At 43.0% G+C, this 17,463-nt stretch carries 16 protein-coding genes; 2 read left to right on the plus strand and 14 right to left on the minus strand.

All coding sequences use genetic code 11. The annotated features are described in order from the left end of the window. Nucleotides 1-47: 47 nt before the first annotated feature. Nucleotides 48-302 carry a hypothetical protein gene (locus tag AC0VXY_RS13040; protein WP_435990342.1) on the minus strand — a complete coding sequence of 85 codons (255 nt, stop codon included), beginning with the start codon at nt 300-302 and terminating at the stop codon, nt 48-50. A 577-nt stretch (nt 303-879) separates the two neighbouring features. Then, a complete protein-coding gene (locus tag AC0VXY_RS13045; protein ID WP_475525489.1) occupies nt 880-1,917 on the minus strand; it encodes a DUF2515 family protein in 1,038 nt (345 codons plus the stop codon). Nucleotides 1,918-2,031: 114 nt separating this feature from the next. Here AC0VXY_RS13045 and recU point away from each other — a divergent pair, with 114 nt between their 5' ends. Next, nucleotides 2,032-2,640 (plus strand): Holliday junction resolvase RecU, encoded by a 609-nt coding sequence (recU, locus tag AC0VXY_RS13050; RefSeq protein ID WP_435990340.1) that lies wholly within the window; start codon nt 2,032-2,034, stop codon nt 2,638-2,640. Nucleotides 2,641-2,743: 103 nt separating this feature from the next. Then, complete coding sequence (locus tag AC0VXY_RS13055; protein WP_475525490.1) at nt 2,744-5,503, plus strand: transglycosylase domain-containing protein; 2,760 nt, start codon at nt 2,744-2,746, stop codon at nt 5,501-5,503. A gap of 36 nt (nt 5,504-5,539) precedes the next feature. Here AC0VXY_RS13055 and AC0VXY_RS13060 read toward each other — a convergent pair whose 3' ends face one another. The 12 genes from AC0VXY_RS13060 to panB all read right to left on the minus strand — a co-directional run bounded on the left by AC0VXY_RS13060 (nt 5,540) and on the right by panB (nt 17,331). Beyond that, entirely contained in the window at nt 5,540-6,052 is a 513-nt protein-coding gene (locus AC0VXY_RS13060) for a YpoC family protein (protein ID WP_475525491.1), read from the minus strand. Next, entirely contained in the window at nt 6,049-6,705 is a 657-nt protein-coding gene (gene nth, locus AC0VXY_RS13065; RefSeq protein ID WP_475525492.1) for an endonuclease III, read from the minus strand. Before nth ends, AC0VXY_RS13060 begins: the two co-directional genes overlap by 4 nt. A 90-nt stretch (nt 6,706-6,795) precedes the next feature. After that, nucleotides 6,796-7,506, minus strand: coding sequence for a DnaD domain-containing protein (locus AC0VXY_RS13070; RefSeq protein ID WP_475525493.1), 711 nt, complete (start codon nt 7,504-7,506; stop codon nt 6,796-6,798). Nucleotides 7,507-7,999: 493 nt separating this feature from the next. Then, a complete protein-coding gene (gene asnS, locus AC0VXY_RS13075) occupies nt 8,000-9,292 on the minus strand; it encodes an asparagine--tRNA ligase (RefSeq protein ID WP_258261610.1) in 1,293 nt (430 codons plus the stop codon). A 144-nt stretch (nt 9,293-9,436) separates the two neighbouring features. Further along, on the minus strand, nt 9,437-10,627 hold the full coding sequence (locus AC0VXY_RS13080; RefSeq protein ID WP_435990335.1) for a pyridoxal phosphate-dependent aminotransferase: 1,191 nt from the start codon (nt 10,625-10,627) through the stop codon (nt 9,437-9,439). 18 nt (nt 10,628-10,645) lie between these two features. Then, a complete protein-coding gene (locus AC0VXY_RS13085) occupies nt 10,646-11,122 on the minus strand; it encodes a cell wall elongation regulator TseB-like domain-containing protein (protein ID WP_475525494.1) in 477 nt (158 codons plus the stop codon). A gap of 12 nt (nt 11,123-11,134) precedes the next feature. Next, nucleotides 11,135-11,305 carry a YpmA family protein gene (locus AC0VXY_RS13090; protein WP_079533122.1) on the minus strand — a complete coding sequence of 57 codons (171 nt, stop codon included), beginning with the start codon at nt 11,303-11,305 and terminating at the stop codon, nt 11,135-11,137. 132 nt (nt 11,306-11,437) lie between these two features. Next, nucleotides 11,438-12,274, minus strand: coding sequence for a hypothetical protein (locus AC0VXY_RS13095; protein ID WP_475525495.1), 837 nt, complete (start codon nt 12,272-12,274; stop codon nt 11,438-11,440). 77 nt (nt 12,275-12,351) lie between these two features. Next, nucleotides 12,352-15,141, minus strand: a complete 2,790-nt coding sequence (dinG, locus tag AC0VXY_RS13100; protein WP_475527867.1) for an ATP-dependent DNA helicase DinG — start codon at nt 15,139-15,141, stop codon at nt 12,352-12,354. Between the two features lie 108 nt (nt 15,142-15,249). Continuing rightward, on the minus strand, nt 15,250-15,633 hold the full coding sequence (gene panD, locus AC0VXY_RS13105; RefSeq protein WP_435990331.1) for an aspartate 1-decarboxylase: 384 nt from the start codon (nt 15,631-15,633) through the stop codon (nt 15,250-15,252). Continuing rightward, nucleotides 15,626-16,495 carry a pantoate--beta-alanine ligase gene (gene panC / locus AC0VXY_RS13110; RefSeq protein ID WP_475525496.1) on the minus strand — a complete coding sequence of 290 codons (870 nt, stop codon included), beginning with the start codon at nt 16,493-16,495 and terminating at the stop codon, nt 15,626-15,628. The genes panD and panC overlap by 8 nt, the downstream gene beginning before the upstream one ends. Beyond that, nucleotides 16,492-17,331, minus strand: a complete 840-nt coding sequence (panB, locus tag AC0VXY_RS13115) for a 3-methyl-2-oxobutanoate hydroxymethyltransferase (protein ID WP_435990329.1) — start codon at nt 17,329-17,331, stop codon at nt 16,492-16,494. Before panB ends, panC begins: the two co-directional genes overlap by 4 nt. Nucleotides 17,332-17,463 lie beyond the last annotated feature (132 nt).

Genomic DNA, 17,463 nt, shown 5'->3' on the forward strand with positions numbered 1-17,463 from the left:
AGACAAAAAATAAAAGTAGCACCATGCTACTTTCTTATAAAATCAGTTTAAGACGTCTTAAAGGATAATTCAAGTTTTTGTAAGACATAGGACTTTTCTCTATTCTTCATAAGAACCGTTTTAGAACCGGTTTTTCTCTCCATTGAACTTAATTGATTGTCCATTTTCTGTATCTGATCGGATAAGGTACTCAATCCTTCATGCTCTTCGACTGAGATTCGGTCATGCAGGCTCTGTTCCAACTGATTGAGGCTTTCTTCAATTTCAGCTAACTTTAACATAATATCTTGTTTTGGAAGCATGTGAATCCTCCCACCTTTTTTTTGGATTAATACAGTAATTCTCCGCCCCTTTTCCTTTCCCTTCCCCTCTGACAAAACTAGAAGCGTTTCGCCAAAGAAAGTGCAAAAAGGACATATAGAAAATGAAGTTTCGACAGCTCTTGAATAAAAGGTACCAAAACTCAAAATACTAGGAGTGGAGGTGTTACTCAATGAAAAATCCTAAAAACAAACAAACCAAACAACAACCAGCCGAAACCAAAGCATCCAAAGGCAACCCTAAACTAGAAGGCGAAAATAGACCTTCAACCTAAGAAAGCGGAGGGGCTTTGCCCAGAGGCGACAAGCATAAGGCGAGAACACCGGGAAGGCGCCCTTTGCCTTTTTGGTGTTCTTGACTTATGACCTCGAGCCTCTAAGCCCCGGAGCTGGACTAATAAGAAAGCGGAGGCGGCTTGGTCAGACCCGACAAGCTTAAGACGAACCATCCGGAAAGGCGCCCTTTGCCTTTTTGGATGGTTTGACTTATGACCTCGAGGGTCTAGCCGCCGGAGCTGGACTGGTCAGAAAGCGGAGGCGGCTTTGAAGATGCGGTTACTCAAAATGTCCGCATCTTCTTTTTCTTTCGAATTGGCCATATCCCCTTGAAAAACTTTTTGGCAACTGCCATTTTCTTAAGCTGCTGTTGCTTATGGAAAAACCACTTTGTCATGATCACATCGTCCGGGAGGTCCTGTTTTTTATACCAGTTTCCATCCATGATTTTGCCCACGGACCAGTCTTTGTGATGAGCCCAATTATGGGTTATCTCTCCGTATGCCTTTTTAAGAACAGGTGTATTCGTATCAGGTACTCCACGGCAGTATTTCTCGTAATCCGTCCTGGAACCTGTATGCTCGACTCTTAAAGCAAACTCAAGAAAAAAACAATGGTAATCAGGATGAAACAAGAGTTCAAATAAGATGTTGCCCAATTTGATTCTATTTTCAACTTTTCTGAAACCCTGTACACTTGCCCCATAAAGATCTCCAGATAAAGTCGGGAAAAGCACGGAACTGAAATGCAGGTGATCTTCAATAAAGAAGAGCGACGTGCCAAATACCCTTCTCTTATAAAGATCATGTTCGATGACAGGTCCCTGGATGAGGTGCTGTTCGTTTATGATGAGTGACTGCACCAATCGCCTTTCATCCCTTTCCTCCCAGAAGCGGTTCCATTCGTCTTCCATAAAATGTGAAATATGAAAATCTTTAAAGAAATGAAACATTTTTTTCTCATATAACGTCGAATAATGATAGAGAAGGAGTTGCGGGAAAGCATCCTGAAAGATGCTCCAATTCGCTCTTTCATAGGTCTCAAATAGAATATCGCAAGTCTTGCGGCTCAAAAGGCCCTGGAAGATCTCCCCCTTCAAATCGGTCATATTCCATCCTGCATTCCTCGATACCATAGAGGCCAGGAACGACCATTTGATCTCAGGATGAAGGAGAAAAAATGCCTGATAAGCTTTCGTGCGCGATATATTATCCTGATTGTATCGATTCACAAGTTGATTTACACATTGTATCCAATCATTTCTACGTTTAAGTTCAGGTATATAGGGTATAAAGCGATAAGTATTGCTGAATTTTTTCATCCTTTTTATCCCTCCTTCCCTTCTAGTCTAGAATGAGGAGATTTGTAAACAATTATTCACACAAAATGGAGTGGTTTCTGTTATGATATAGATTAGTCTGCGAGGTGAATTACCATGAAATTCCATTATCCCAATGGTAAGAAATATGTGGAAGCGACATTACCCTCAAAAAAACCAAAAGGAAAACCGAAACAAATATCGTATAGCAACAGAGGGATGACACTGGAAGAAGATATCAATGAAACAAATCAATATTATTTGACGTTTCAAAAAGCGGTGATTCATAAAAAACCCACACCTGTTCAAATTGTGGATGTTCACTATCCTTCAAGGAGTGCCGCTGTCATTAAGGAAGCGTACTTTAAGCAGCCGTCAACGACAGACTATAACGGGGTTTATAAAGGAAGATACATTGATTTTGAAGCGAAGGAAACGAAAAATAAGACATCTTTTCCCCTTCAAAATTTTCATGAACACCAGATTCTTCACATGGAAACAGTCCATAAGCAGGACGGCATCACTTTTGTACTTATAAGGTTCTCCGTCTCAGAAGAGGTATTCCTCCTCCCCTATGAAGCACTGCGTGTATACTGGGACCGCATGGCAGGCGGCGGAAGAAAATCAATCAAGCGGGAGGAAATGGAAGAGAAAGGGTTTTCCATTCCATTGGGACTCCATCCAAGGGTCGATTATTTAAAAATAGTCCATCAGTTATATTTTTAGTTTAAGAAAAATGAGTTAATCTATATTTTATCTCATTATGAGTAGTATATTTTGAATCTTAGACAATACTAAAAACACAGAAGATTGAAAGTGAGGAAACAATATGGCTGGTCAATATAAGTCAAGGGAAGAAAAACGCCTGGCCCAACAGAAGTCCAAATCACCTAAGGGCAAGAAAAAAGGCTCTATGGTTAAGCGCGTCATTATATCATTATTTATTATCGGGATCATCGGGATGCTCGCAGGTGCAGGTTTATTTGCCTATTACGCATCAAGCGCACCAAAACTGGATGAAAAGTTACTGAAGGATCCGATTGCATCTGAAATTTATGATATGAACGGAGACCTGATCACAACTGTAGGAAAAGAAAAACGGGAGTACGCAAACTTCGATGACATCCCTCAGGTCATGCAGGACGCTGTCATTGCTACGGAGGATAACCGATTCTATAAGCATAACGGGATCGATCTGATCCGTTTGGGCGGAGCAATCATTGCCAATGTAACCGGGGGATTCGGTTCAGAAGGTGCTTCTACAATCACACAGCAGGTCATCAAGGGTTCTTTTTTAAGCCCTGAGAAAACCTTAAAGAGAAAAGCACAGGAAGCATGGCTTGCTTTGAAACTGGAGCAGGAATATACAAAAGAAGAAATCTTTGAAATGTACTTCAATAAGGTATATATGTCCGACGGCATTAATGGTATGGCGACAGCTGCTGATCATTATTACGGGAAAGACATCAAGGATATCAAACTGCACGAAGCAGCTTTGATTGCGGGACTTCCTCAAAGTCCGAATAATTATAACCCTCTTAAGCACCCTGAGAGTGCAGAAAAGAGACGTAATATCGTTTTGTCATTAATGGCTCAGCACGGTAAAATTACGGAAAAAGAAAAGAAAGCCGCTCAAGCCGTCCCGATTACAAAAGGGCTCGTATCGGCTGAAGATGTGGAAAAGAAAAATGGAAATAAGTATCCTGCGTTTGTGGATGCTGTGATAGATGAAGTTCAGAAAATGGGAGATTACAATTTATTCTCTGACGGGTTAAAAGTCTATACTACTGTCGACCCGGATGCACAGAAACGACTGGAAGAAATCCTGGCAGGTGAAAACACGAGTTTCAGCTATCCGGAAAATGCCGAAGAGCCAATGCAGGCCGGTGTAACCCTCATGGATACGAAAACCGGTGAAATCAGGGCCATTGGGGGCGGAAGAGAACAAGATCCCGAAGTCAAGCGTGGCTTTAACTATGCCATCGACTCAAAACGTCAGCCGGGATCGACCATCAAGCCATTGCTTGATTACGCTCCTGCCATCGAACATCTAAAATGGTCAACCTACCATATTTTAAAAGATGAGCCTTATGAATATTCAAACGGAACGGAAATCAACAACTACGACGGTCAATTCAAAGGACCGATCACCATCCGTGAAGGATTGTGGGATTCCAGGAATATAACAGCTTTAAAAGCCTTCCAGGCAGTTGGTGCTGAGAAAGCAGCCGATTTCGTCAATGGACTGGGACTGAAGTTCGATCATTACTATGAATCTGCCTCCATTGGAGGGGTTTCACCTGGTGTAAACTCCGTACAAATGGCTGGCGCGTATGCTGCATTCGGTAATGAAGGGGTTTATAATAAGCCTCACACTGTAACGAAAGTCGTCCTCCGTGACGGTGAAACAGAAATTAAGAATAAAAATAAACCGGAACCGGCGATGAAGGAATACACGGCTTATATGATCTCCGATATGCTGAAAAGCGTCATCGATCACCCTCAAGGTACGGGTAAATTCGCTAAAGTCCCCGGATTACCGATGGCAGGCAAATCCGGTACAACCAATTATTCCCAAGAAGAGCGTGATAAATACGGAATCGCTAAATCGGGAGCACCTGATTCATGGTTCGTAGGCTATACAACAAATTACACGGCAGCCGTCTGGACCGGGTACAAGACTCAATCCATTCCGCTTTCACCTACCGATCGACATGTCGCGCAGTATATAGTAAGTGATTTGATGAGCTATGTTCATGATGGTGTCGATACAGCTGACTTTAAAAAGCCTGACAGCGTAGTGGAATCAAAAGTGGAATTGGGAAGCGATCCTGCGAGACTGCCAAGCGAATATACGCCTGATGATAAAATCATCACAGAGCTGTTCGTTAAGGGAACGGAACCTTCCAAGGTTTCCAAGGAATTCGATAAAATCGATGCTCCTTCTAAACTGAAAGGTAAGTTTAATAAGAAGGATAAAACGATCACCCTTGCATGGGATTACGGGAAGAAGAAAGACGTTCAGTTTGAGGTTTCCGTATCCATCAATGGGGAAGCGAATCAAGTCTTGACGACTACAGATAAAAAAGGATTAAATGTCGAAAACATTCAATCCGAAGGGACCTTCAGCTTTGAAGTTGTAGCCATTTCAGGTGATCAACGAAGTAACCCTGCATCCGTAAACGTAGAAGTAAAAACGGATAAAAAGGATGAAGGAAAACCTGAAGAAGACAATGAAGGCAACAATGACAATGGTCAAGGAAACGAAAATGATCAAGGGACAGGAAATGATCAAGGGACAGGAAATGACCAAGGGAACGGAAACGGTCAAGGAAACGGAAATGATGATAACTCCGGCAACGATGGCGGTACTACAGGTGACGAGGATGGCACCACTCCTCCTCCTGAAGGAGACGGGACCGGAGACGGAGGAACAGGCGATGGCGGTGACGCTGGAACCGGTGATGGTGGAACCGGAACCGGTGATGGTGGAACCGGAACCGGAGATGATACCGGGGCAGGAACCGGAACCGGGGATGGCACTGGTACACCAGCTACTCAATCAGAACCTAGAAGAGATCAAGAATAAAAATAAGGCAACGAGAGAATTCTCTCGTTGCCTTATTTATTTGTTGGTTGATTTAAGCGCCTGATACTTGGCATATTGCTTATGTTGTTCTTCAAAAAGCTGTGACAGCTGAATAAATGAATGATAGAGTGCCGGATTATTTCTGATGAAGGTTAAACGTTCAATGACATTAACAGGCTTTAAGGAAAAGTGGTCAATTGATGACTGCCAATGATTCAAATTAACCGGATGCTTATTGCTCCAATACAAAAGCACATAAAACCTACAGATGCTTTTTCTCATCCACTCTACTATGCCTTTTGAGCGGCTTTTGAATAGTCCTTTAAGATGGTCCTCTTCTTTTTTCCACTCCATGAGGATGTCTTTCATCCATGCACCTTGAACCTGCCAGGGCAGCGAATCTGCCCCCCTCCCATTGTAATAAAGGATTTCATATGCAAAAAATGGTTCACAAGGTTCCATATGAGACTCATCGATCTTTACTCTATCATCGGAATAGAAAAATGGATCTCTCAATTCTATCGGGATGTTAAAGACGCTGCCACTCATATGCTGCCCTTTTTCTTCAATCTTTTTTGACCTTCCCTGCACAGGTCCACCAAGGGACAAACCTCGCATTGAGGAGATTGCGATTTGCAGTGATATCTCCCGAAAAAAATCAACCGGTGATGGGTTTCGGACCACTCTTCTCTCGGAATTTTTTTCATTAACGTTTTTTCCACTTCCAATACGCTGTCTTTCCACCTGCAGATCCCCAATCTTTTACTAACGCGTTCAACATGGGTATCGACTGCTAAGGCAGGTTCTCCAAAGGCAACGGAAACCACGACGTTTGCCGTCTTTCTGCCCACCCCGGGAAGCTTCACTAATTCTTCATGTCTATCCGGCACGTCTCCCCCATACTCAGTAAGGAGGATTTCACATAATTTGCGGATATTTTTAGCTTTATTTCGATAGAGACCGATAGAGCGTATATCCTGTTGAAGTTCTTCCAACGTGACCTCCAGATAGTCCTCAGGTCTTTTATACTTTTCAAATAAACCTTTTGTCACTTTATTCACAAGGACATCCGTGCACTGCGCCGATAGAAGGACTGCTATGACGAGTTCGAAAGGATTCTCATGACGGAGTTCACAATGTGCATCGGGGAACATCTTCCTCATTTCATCGAGACAAATGTGTATCTGTTTTTTATTTAACATGTATCCTGCTACCTCCAACCCAAAGAAAGATTTGTATCAAAAAAAAGAGACCAACCCTTAAAATGTGAGAGTCAGTCCCCTTTCATTGTTTTATTGCTCAAGCCAATTATAGAATGGTACTGATTTTCGTTTTGAAGAAGAAGCTGATTCATTCGAAGTTGCCGGTTTTTGGTGAGACCGGAAGCGCTGACTTTGGTTTCGTGCATCTTCAATGGTTTTCACACCATTTTTCTTCCATTCAAAAAGAATCCGATCGATGTATCTGAAGTTGAGCTTCCCTGAAATGACCGCTTCCCTCAATGCTGCTTTAATGATAATGGCATTGTGATCATCCTGATCCAGCCACATGGCCAGGGTCTCACATTCCAATGGAGAAAGAGGACGGCCGAATTCTTGTTCGAATGTCGTATAGATATCCGCTTCTTCTTCCATCGATTGCTGCATTTGTTTCATTTTCGAATCCTGGATGACGAATTCCGCCATCTTTTCCCATAGAGGATTGAGAGAATACTTCTCAAATAGAATTCCTTCTGCTGATGAACCTTCTTCAATCGATAAAAATCGTTGTTGAATGAGCCTTCGTAATAAGGATGAGCAAAATTCACTGGAAATGCTCATTGGCCTTGAAAGCTCTTCCGGTGTCGGAAAATAGTTTCCTTTTTCCAAGTGGCCGTAAATATGCAAAAGCAGGACAAACTCTGATTCATTTAAACCGAGTGTATGGTAATTTGATAATAATAATTGCGGGATGTTCAGTGTCCCCTCTTCGATCCAGGACACCATTAATTGTTTATAATCCATATTCAGTACACCTCACTCATTAGTATATCATGATTCAATATATGTGGACATGGTTATGGATTAGAAGAAAGTTGGAAAAACAAAAGATCTCATGATTCATTTATTTCCAAGTTTAGTGTAAAACGTCGACCGTTCCTTTCCGCTCCAGGCACTTGCTTTCCGCGGGGAGGAAGTCGAGCCTCCTCGGGCTTTGCCCTGCGGGGTCTCGACCTTTCCTCAATTTCCCGCAGGAGTCAAGTGCCTTCCGCTTCAATCTACTCTGTGCTTCTACATACTGACTGTCAAATTATAAACATACCTAAAAAAGATCCATTTGCACAGAATTTCAAATTCAAAAACCAGGATGTTATAAGAATTTGAAATCAAATGGAGCAGTGGTTCTCACATTAGCCAAAGCCCATATGCTCTAAATTAAGATCCTAACGACAGTAACAAAAGAAAAGAACCGGCTGGAATGCTCTTAAGCAATCCAGCCAGCTCTATGTTTAGATAATTAAGGATACAGACGGTTTAGTAGGCGTGGGAATGGGATGGTTTCCCTTACGTGTTCTACTCCGCTGATCCAGGCTACTGTTCTTTCAAGTCCAAGACCGAAGCCGGAATGAGGAACAGACCCATATTCTCTTAATTCCAGGTACCACTTGTATGCGTCTGTAGCCAGTTCATGCTCTTCAATGCGCGCTTTCATCAGCTCTGCATCATGGATACGTTCTGAACCGCCGATAATCTCTCCATACCCTTCTGGAGCGATTAAGTCAGCACATAATACCACATCATCACGATCCGGATCCGGCTGCATATAGAAAGGTTTTAGTGAAGTCGGATAGTGTGTGATGAACACAGGCTTATCGTAACTTTCAGCAATGGCTGTTTCGTGCGGAGCGCCAAAGTCATCTCCCCACTCGATATCATCAAAGCCTTTTTCATGCAATAATTTCAGGGCATCGTCATACGTGATGCGTGGGAACGGAGCTTTGATCTGCTCAAGTTTAGACAGGTCTCTTCCGAGGCGATCTAATTCAAGCTTACAGTTATCCAGTACGGATTGGACGATATAAGAAACATACTGCTCCTGTACTTCCAGGTTATCCTTGAAATCATAAAATGCCATTTCAGGCTCGATCATCCAGAATTCGATCAGATGACGACGGGTCTTTGACTTCTCCGCCCTGAATGTTGGACCGAATGAGAATACTTTCCCTAGTGCCATGGCTGCAGCTTCCATATAAAGCTGTCCGCTTTGGGAAAGGTATGCGTCTTCTTCAAAATATTTAGTAGCAAATAATTCAGTCGTTCCTTCCGGTGCACTACCAGTGAGGATCGGTGGATCCACCTTGACGAATCCTTCTTGATTGAAGAATTCATATGTAGCACGGATGATTTCGTTCCGCACTTTCATCACGGCATGCTGTTTGCGGGAACGAAGCCAAAGGTGGCGGTGGTCCATCAGGAATTCTGTTCCATGCTCCTTCGGTGTGATTGGATAATCCACGGCTTCGTGGATCACTTCCACGCTCTTCACTTGTAGTTCGTATCCGAACGGTGAACGGGAATCTTCAGAAACCGTTCCTGTTACATATAGAGACGTTTCTTGAGTCAATGATTTTGCTTTTTGAAAGACTTCTTCTTCCACTTCACTTTTAACGACAACACCTTGAATGAATCCAGTACCGTCACGAAGCTGTAGAAAGGCAATTTTCCCACTTGAACGTTTGTTGGCAAGCCACGCCCCGATGGTTACTTCTTCACCAACGAACTTACTTACTTGAGATATAGTAGTTTTCACGATTTTTTTCCCTCCAAAAAAACTAAGACGCTTATGTATCGTTATTTATTATACATTTACCATTATCCCGTCGCAACAGATAGAGCAAAACGAGATGATTTTAAGGAAAAAGCAGACCGGCATACGGTCTGCGGGTCCCCTGTACTACTTGCTTTTATTGACAACAAATTCATGCATGCGCTCGATTGCTTCTTCAAGGGCATCAAGACTTGTGGCATATGAAAGACGGATATTGTTGTCTGACCCGAAACCTGAACCCGGGATGACGGCTACCTTCGCCTCTTCCAGTAGGGCTTTAGTAAATTCATCAACAGTGTTATAGCCTGTTTTCTTTGCGGCTTCTGACACATTCGGAAACAGATAGAAAGCACCTTGAGGCTTCAAGCAATGGTACCCTGGAATACGGTTCAATTTATCAAACACAATGTTTAAGCGATCTTCGAACGCCTCTCTCATATCCTCTACAGGCTTCTGATCCCCCATATAAGCTGCAACGGTCCCGTACTGTGAGGTCGTGGTAGGGTTGGAAGTCGAATGGCTGGCAAGATTGGTCATCGCTTTGATGACCAATTCGTCTCCTGCTGCATACCCGATTCTCCAACCTGTCATGGAATGTGATTTAGAGACTCCGTTGATCACGATGGTTTGATCTTTCAATTCCGGGGACAATTCTGCGATGGAAGTATGGGTGTTCCCACCATAAACCAACTTCTCATAAATTTCATCTGACACGATCATGATTCCCTTTTCCAAGCAAACTTCCCCGATGCCCTGAAGCTCTTCACGGGAATACAGCATACCTGTAGGGTTACTTGGTGTGTTGAGAATGACTGCTTTCGTTTTCGAAGTGACCGACTCTTCCAGTTGTTGTGGAGTGATTTTGTACTCATTCTCTTCTTTTCCTTCAACTATAACAGGAGTACCACCGGCAAGCTTCACTTGTTCAGGATAGCTGACCCAGTATGGTGTGGGGATGATGACTTCATCCCCTTCATTTAATAGAACTTGAAATAATGTATATAGAGCATGCTTTGCCCCACTTGTCACGATGATCTCTGATGGTTTGTATGTCAGGTGCTGATCGGTTTCAAACTTATGGATGATCGCTTCTTTCAGTTTGGCCATCCCTCCGGACGGAGTATATTTCGTATGACCTTCCGTCATGGACTCATAGGCAGCCTTGATGATATGTTCCGGTGTATTAAAATCCGGTTCTCCGGCACCCAAACCGATGACATCGATTCCCTGTGACTTCATTTCCTTCGCTTTAGCCGTGATCGCTAACGTCGTGGATGGTGTTAATGCACTGACTCTATCAGCTAATGTGAATTTCATTTGTCGTGTTCCCCCTGATCATAAATTTTCAATTTTTCTCCACCATTCCCCTGAAGAAAACAGCAGATAATAATAATTTAAATTGTCTTGTTGATCTAAGTAGGTCATTTCCCATACCGGACCGACAGATTCATACCCTAGACGGACCGATAATAATTCTTTCGGTTTCTTTTCATCATTTAGTTTATTGATCGCCTGATCTTTTGTAATGCCATTCGCCCATTTTTTCTCAATAATTTTCCCTTTCTTATCGGGAACCCATGCGACCAGCTTTTCCTTCTGTTCGTTTTCACCCGTTACCACTACATAGGATTTTGAGCCATTATAAAAGCTCGTGTCCTCCACTTTCACGATGGCAGTTTCGTCTTTTACCCGCTTGAGGGCAAGGTCTCTCTGATGATCGAGAGGGTTCCGGGAAACTTGATACAGTATGACGGAGGCCGATATTCCAATGACGATGAACAATAGTACGATGATGGTTATCCATTTTTTCATTACAATCACTCTTTATGTACGATAAATTGTTAATACTGCTTGATTCTGATCTTCCGGATCTAGTGCTAAACCAAACATATAATCATCTTTTTTTAACGTTCTATTCAATGTATCAACCACTTTATATAAGTTATCCGTATATTCGATACGGACTGTGGAAAGAACTTCAATTCGACTTTCCATATTGCTCCTCCTTTTAACTACTATCCTATTTCAAGTGAAAAACTCTACACATATTATAACAACATAAGAGGCTGCCTTGGTAGGGGGATATCATAAAAACGATGATGAAATCACACATGGAAGGCTGAACTGTCAGCCTCCCTCCTTGAATACTCCATCTTCCTGATCAAACGTGAGCACCTCGTAGTTTCTCCTGTTAATTTTTACAGCTATCAACCCGTGTTGACCCGTTAAGTAAAGATCGATCCATGCTTCGTTGATGGCTTCAAGCATTTCACTATTCAGGAACCTTTCTTTAGAACGATAAAGAATGGCGGTTTGTGGGTCAACATGCTTAAGAAGCTTTGGAGACATGCCTTCTGTTTTGGCAGGGACAGGCAGTTTAACGATGTTAACATTTTCCAATGGTTTCTTGAGTAATACCCCTTCAGCATGTGATGATTGAGAACTCATCCAGAGAAAGCGATACTGAAAAAAGGTGATGGAAAAGTCCAATCCTTCACTCTTTTCATTTCCTTCGTGCACAGCCCTCATGGTTAATTCATCAGAGAATGCAAAGGTCTGGTCCTCTTGTATGGTATGAATGAATCGCAAGACTTGTTTCGGCATAAATGGTTCGAGGGATTTCCCTGCCACGATTTCTTCAATGCCGAACTTTTCAACCAGTTCAGCAATCATTCTTCCATCCACTTCACTCTTCTCCGTAATGATCAAACCCTTGATGTTGTCTATATGAATTTGATTGAAATAATAATAAAGTTGTCTTCGGTCCTTATATGTTCCTGTATTGATCAAATAATGATTGCCAGATGCCAGGTGAAGGACAGCGACCTCCCCTTTTTGAACAGGGAGGAAACTAATCGCATATTCCTCTTGGGACACATGTAGATCCACCTTGGGAACTTTCATTCCAAAGGCCTCTGACGTCATCAGGAGAAAAGACAGCATGGCCATTAGTATCACTTTCATTTACAATCCTCCAGTTTCACCTCTACCCTTTAGATTGTGTTAAAGGGGAGATTTTATCACTGAAGTTTCAAAGGATTTCAGAGCCAATCTTCAATCCAGGAAACCAGATCAAATAGATCGCCTTCTTTGACTTCCATTGATGGAATCGACTGTAAGAATGCTTTACCATACTTTGTTGTCTTGATTCTCCGGTCATACACAATCACGATCCCCCGATCACTGCTTCTTCTGATCAGCCTTCCTACCCCTTGCTTGAAGCGAATGATGGCTTCAGGTAAGGAATGGGAAGAAAACGGGTTCTTCCCATTGGCTTTCAGGATATCCGATTTCGCCTGATTGACCGGCTCATCGGGCGGGGAAAACGGCAGTCTCACCATGGCAAGGCAGGACAGGTCCTCCCCCGGAATGTCCACCCCTTCCCAGAAACTGCTCGTCCCAAATAATATCGCCTTATCGAAACGTTGGAAATTCTTGGTCAACCGGGTGCGGCTACCTGATGTGATACCCTGTGCCATTAACACATATTCTTCCAATAAGCCACTGTCTTTCATGAGCTCATATGTTTTCCTCAGCATATCGTAGGACGTGAATAATATGAGCATTCGCCCTTTTGTCGCCTGGGCGACCCCTATCAAATGGGAGCTGATCGCCTCAATATATTCCTCGTTTTGAACCTGTTGAATTTCAGGTACATCCGTCGGAACGAATAGCCTTGAGACCTCACGATAGTCGAAGGGGGAAGTTAGCTGCAACTTTTTCACATTGTCTGTAAGTCCGATTTCATTCAAGAAATAATGAAATGATCCGCTGACGGTCAACGTGGCAGATGTCAACACCACACTTTTCTTCTTGCCGAAAATCTCACTCTGAAGATTCCCGTCGACTGTGATCGGCTGAGCCTGGATGGTCAGGCTGTTCGGCAGTGACCTTGTGTCTCCATCAAGCCAGAGAACATGGTTGTTCATGTCTTTTAGAAACACTGTCTGAAAATTCGTTCTCAATTCTGTCAAATCCACCAAAAAGCTATAAAATTCTTCAATTAATGCCTTCTCTTTATCAAGGAGTTTGATTTTCTTTTCCTTGATGGTATCCAGCACCCGCTGAAACTCCCTTTCAATATGCTTCATTCCTGAAATCACGCGTTCCATTGACATAATGACAGGTTGCCAATAACTGCTGTTTTTCATTTCATCGGTAATGCGCAGCTGGATCTTCTGTATCCCCGTTCTCTTTTTAGCCTTTTTATAGAATACATTTGTCAATACGGAAAAGGCTTCTTCCAGATCCATATAAAACTGACCGATGATCTTATCCAATTCAAAGGGATGGGTAATCAAATCCACTGAGTGATTCGAAAGAAGTTGATCCAGCCGGTAAAACAGTTGTTTATGATCCAACATCCCTAATTGTGACGTGCTGAACTTAATGGAGAGATAATCCATGATTACCCCCAGATGCTGTCGTGCTGATTTTTCCAAATGATGGGCCTCATCGATCACTAAATAATCGTAGGGAGGAAGCATGCTGCTCTCCCTCACCATATCGGTTAAAAGCATCGAATGGTTTGTGATGATGATATCTGCTTCCTGGGCATTCTTTCTTGCAGCAAGATAGAAATCCTTTCCCACCCAGGGATCTTTTGTTTGGGTGAGGTGCCAGCCGTCGTGTTTTAATCGATTCCAAAACAACTGCCCCCCGGAAGTGAGGTTCAATTCATCCATATCCCCGGTCTCGGTCCGTGTCAGCCATACAAGAATCTGCATCTTTGTCAAGATCACATCGTACTGGGACTCATCTTCCCTCAAGGACTGTTCGAATTTAAACAGATTTATGTAATGATTCTTCCCCTTCAAGAGAACCGTCCTGAATGGGGTTGGACTGATTTTCTCCAATAATTTAATTTCTTTATGAAGCAGTTGCTCTTGTAATTGAATGGTATATGTACTGATGACGACTTTTTCGTGAGTACGTTTGGCAAACAGAACAGCTGGCCACAAGTAACCCAGTGACTTTCCAACACCGGTACCAGCTTCGATGACCACATGCTGTGATTCATCAAAGGCATGTCCTATTTCTTTCATCATTTCCATTTGCTGCTCTCTTTTTTCATAGAAAGGAACAAGTTGCGCCAGGTGTCCTTCTATATCGGGTGTGTTAAAATCGATCTCTTCATCGGTTGTCAGCAAGCGGTTTCTCTTACGAAGGGCAAGACCCCGGTATACCTCCAGTTCTTCTGAGAGATCCTCTACATGTTTTTGTTTCTTTGTCACGATGCTGTCAAATAACAAATCAAGATCACTCTTCAAGTGATTCGAGAGTTTATGAAGTTTTTCAAGTGTGACCAGGGGCAGCTTTGAAAGTTCTTCGATAAAATAAAGAAGGATTTCAGCTGTCACATAAGCATCACTGTCTGCCTGATGCGGCCTGACATGGCTCAAATTCAATGTATTGGATAGCTCCGTCAGTTTAAAGCTGTCCGCCGATGGTAAAGCTACCTTTGCAAGTTCCACTGTATCAAAGGCAGGTCCCTTAAATGGGTTATACCCTGCTTCTTCCAGTTCTGCCTGAAGAAATGAAAGATCAAATTGGACGTTGTGAGCGACAAAGATACCATGATCCAATATTTCCAGGATTTTCGGTGCAATTTCATGAAAGGACGGCGCGTCCTTCACCATGTCATCATTGATCCCGGTTAACTCCTCTATAAATGCAGGAATGGGTTTTCCCGGAGATACGAAGGATGTAAATTGATCGATGATTTTCCCGCCTTCTATTATTACCGCTGATAGTTGAATGATTTTTTCTCCCTTTTTAGGGGAATTTCCTGTTGTTTCCAAGTCTATGACAACCAATTTAAATGGGTACATGTTATTCACTGCCTTTATATAGATCCTACTCTTATGATTTTCTAAATAAGTGTACCACAAACAAAAAAGCAAGTCTCCTATTCCCAAATTAGAAGACTTGCCCATTTATTATAGTATTGTCGCTTCCGGTTCTGTTCCGATCATATCGATCACCCTGTTATTCTCTCCCATGATCGCCACTTTCGGGATATGGTTATGAACCATTTCCTCAGCAACCAGTTTATACGATATGATGATGACAATATCTCCTTTTTGCACGAGTCTTGCAGCCGCCCCGTTCAGACAGATGACGCCGCTCCCTCTTTCACCCGGTATGATATAGGTTTCCAGGCGTGCACCGTTATTGTTATTGACAATCTGAACCTTTTCATTAGCCATCATTCCGACAGCATCCAGAATATCCTGATCGATGGTAATGCTCCCGACATACTCAAGGTTTGCTTCGGTTACAGTCGCTCTATGAATTTTTCCACTCATCATCGTTCTAAACATGTGAATCCTCCTCCGGTTGTACATTGATGATTATATTATCTATTAATCTGGCTTGTTGGAATTGAACAGCTATAGCTATGATGATGTCATCTTCCAGCTGCTTCAGTTCCTCAAGCTCCGGGTATGAATACACTTCCACATAATCAATGGTACCAGAAGTGTTTGCTTGAATGATTTTAGAAATCCTCCCCGTAATGACAGACGGAGTCCTCTCTCCGTCTTCAATACTTTTAGCCGCTTCTTTCAAACTTCTATATAGGAAAGGGGCAACTTGTCTTTCCTCTTCAGACAGATAGACATTTCTCGAACTCTTCGCCAGTCCATCCTCTTCCCGAACGGTCGGGACACGGATGATTTCAACAGGAAAGAAATAATCGCTCACCAAGCCTTCTACCACTGCGACTTGTTGGGCATCCTTCTGGCCAAAGTAGGCCCTGGTAGGCTGCACAAGATGAAACAATTTCGTCAGGACAGTCACAACTCCATCAAAATGACCTTCCCTCTTCCGGCCGCACAGTACATCTACACGCTCTTTCACCATCATAGTCACTGACTGACTCCCCCTGTACATGTCAGCCACTTCAGGAATGAAAAGGATATCCACCCCTGACGTCCTTGCTAACTCCGTATCCCTTTCCACATCACGGGGATAGCGGTCAAAGTCTTCATTTGGCCCGAACTGCAGGGGGTTCACAAAAATACTCATCACGACGATTTCATTTTGACTTCTTGCTTCTTTCGCCAGGGTCAAATGCCCTTCATGAAGAAATCCCATTGTAGGAACGAATCCAATCGTCTTCCCCGTTTTTTTCAACGATTCTATACTCAGTCTCAAATCACTTATCTTTGTTATGACGTTCATTTGTTCATCCCGCCATAAAGAGAATGAAGTTCCTCATCCCGCATAGTAAAGGAATGTTCATCTGTTGGAAAGCTCTTACCCTTTACTTCATCAATATAGCTCTTTAGGCTGTCATGCATGACGTCTGATGCATTCCCATATTGTTTGACAAACTTAGGGACGCGGTTCACACCATACGTCACAAGGTCATGGAACACTAAAACCTGACCGTCGGTGTTAACTCCGGCACCGATGCCGATCGTCGGAATCGTTAAGGCTTCTGATATCTCCTTTGCGATTTGCTTCGGTACACATTCAAGTACCAGGGCGAAGGCACCTGCCTCTTCACATTTTATACTATCTTGGATCAATTTCTTTGCTGTGTCTGCTGTCTTCCCCTGAACTTTATATCCTCCAAGTATCCCAACGGATTGAGGAGTCAATCCTAAATGGGCCACCACGGGAATTCCCGCACTTGTAAGGTCCCTTATTCGATCGATGACGTGGGCGCCTCCTTCGACCTTTACGGCATGGGCCCCTCCCTGTTGAAGGATGTCCGCCGCCGTTTTAAGGGTTTCTTCCCTCGATAGGTGATACGACATAAACGGCATATCTGTCACGATAAACGTATTCGATGCCCCTCTTTTTACGGCCTTCGTATGATGAATCATATCGAATACCGTCACAGGTACCGTAGAGTCATATCCTAAAACGACCATGCCCAAGCTGTCCCCCACCAGAATGACATCGATACCCGCTTCCTCGGCTACTTTCGCACTTGGATAATCATAAGCTGTAACCATGGCAATCTTTTCTTTTTCAATCTTCATATTATGAAAATCTGTTGTTTGTTTCATGTTATCCTCCTTCTTTTCAGTCAGAGGTGACGAAACGGAATGAAAGCACTTTCATGACGAAAATAAAAAAACCTCCTGAAAAAAATGACAGAAGGATCATAAGTGTTTTATATCATTGTTTCGACCCTCTGT

The sequence above is a fragment of the Rossellomorea sp. QJM3NY_18 genome (assembly GCF_056173145.1).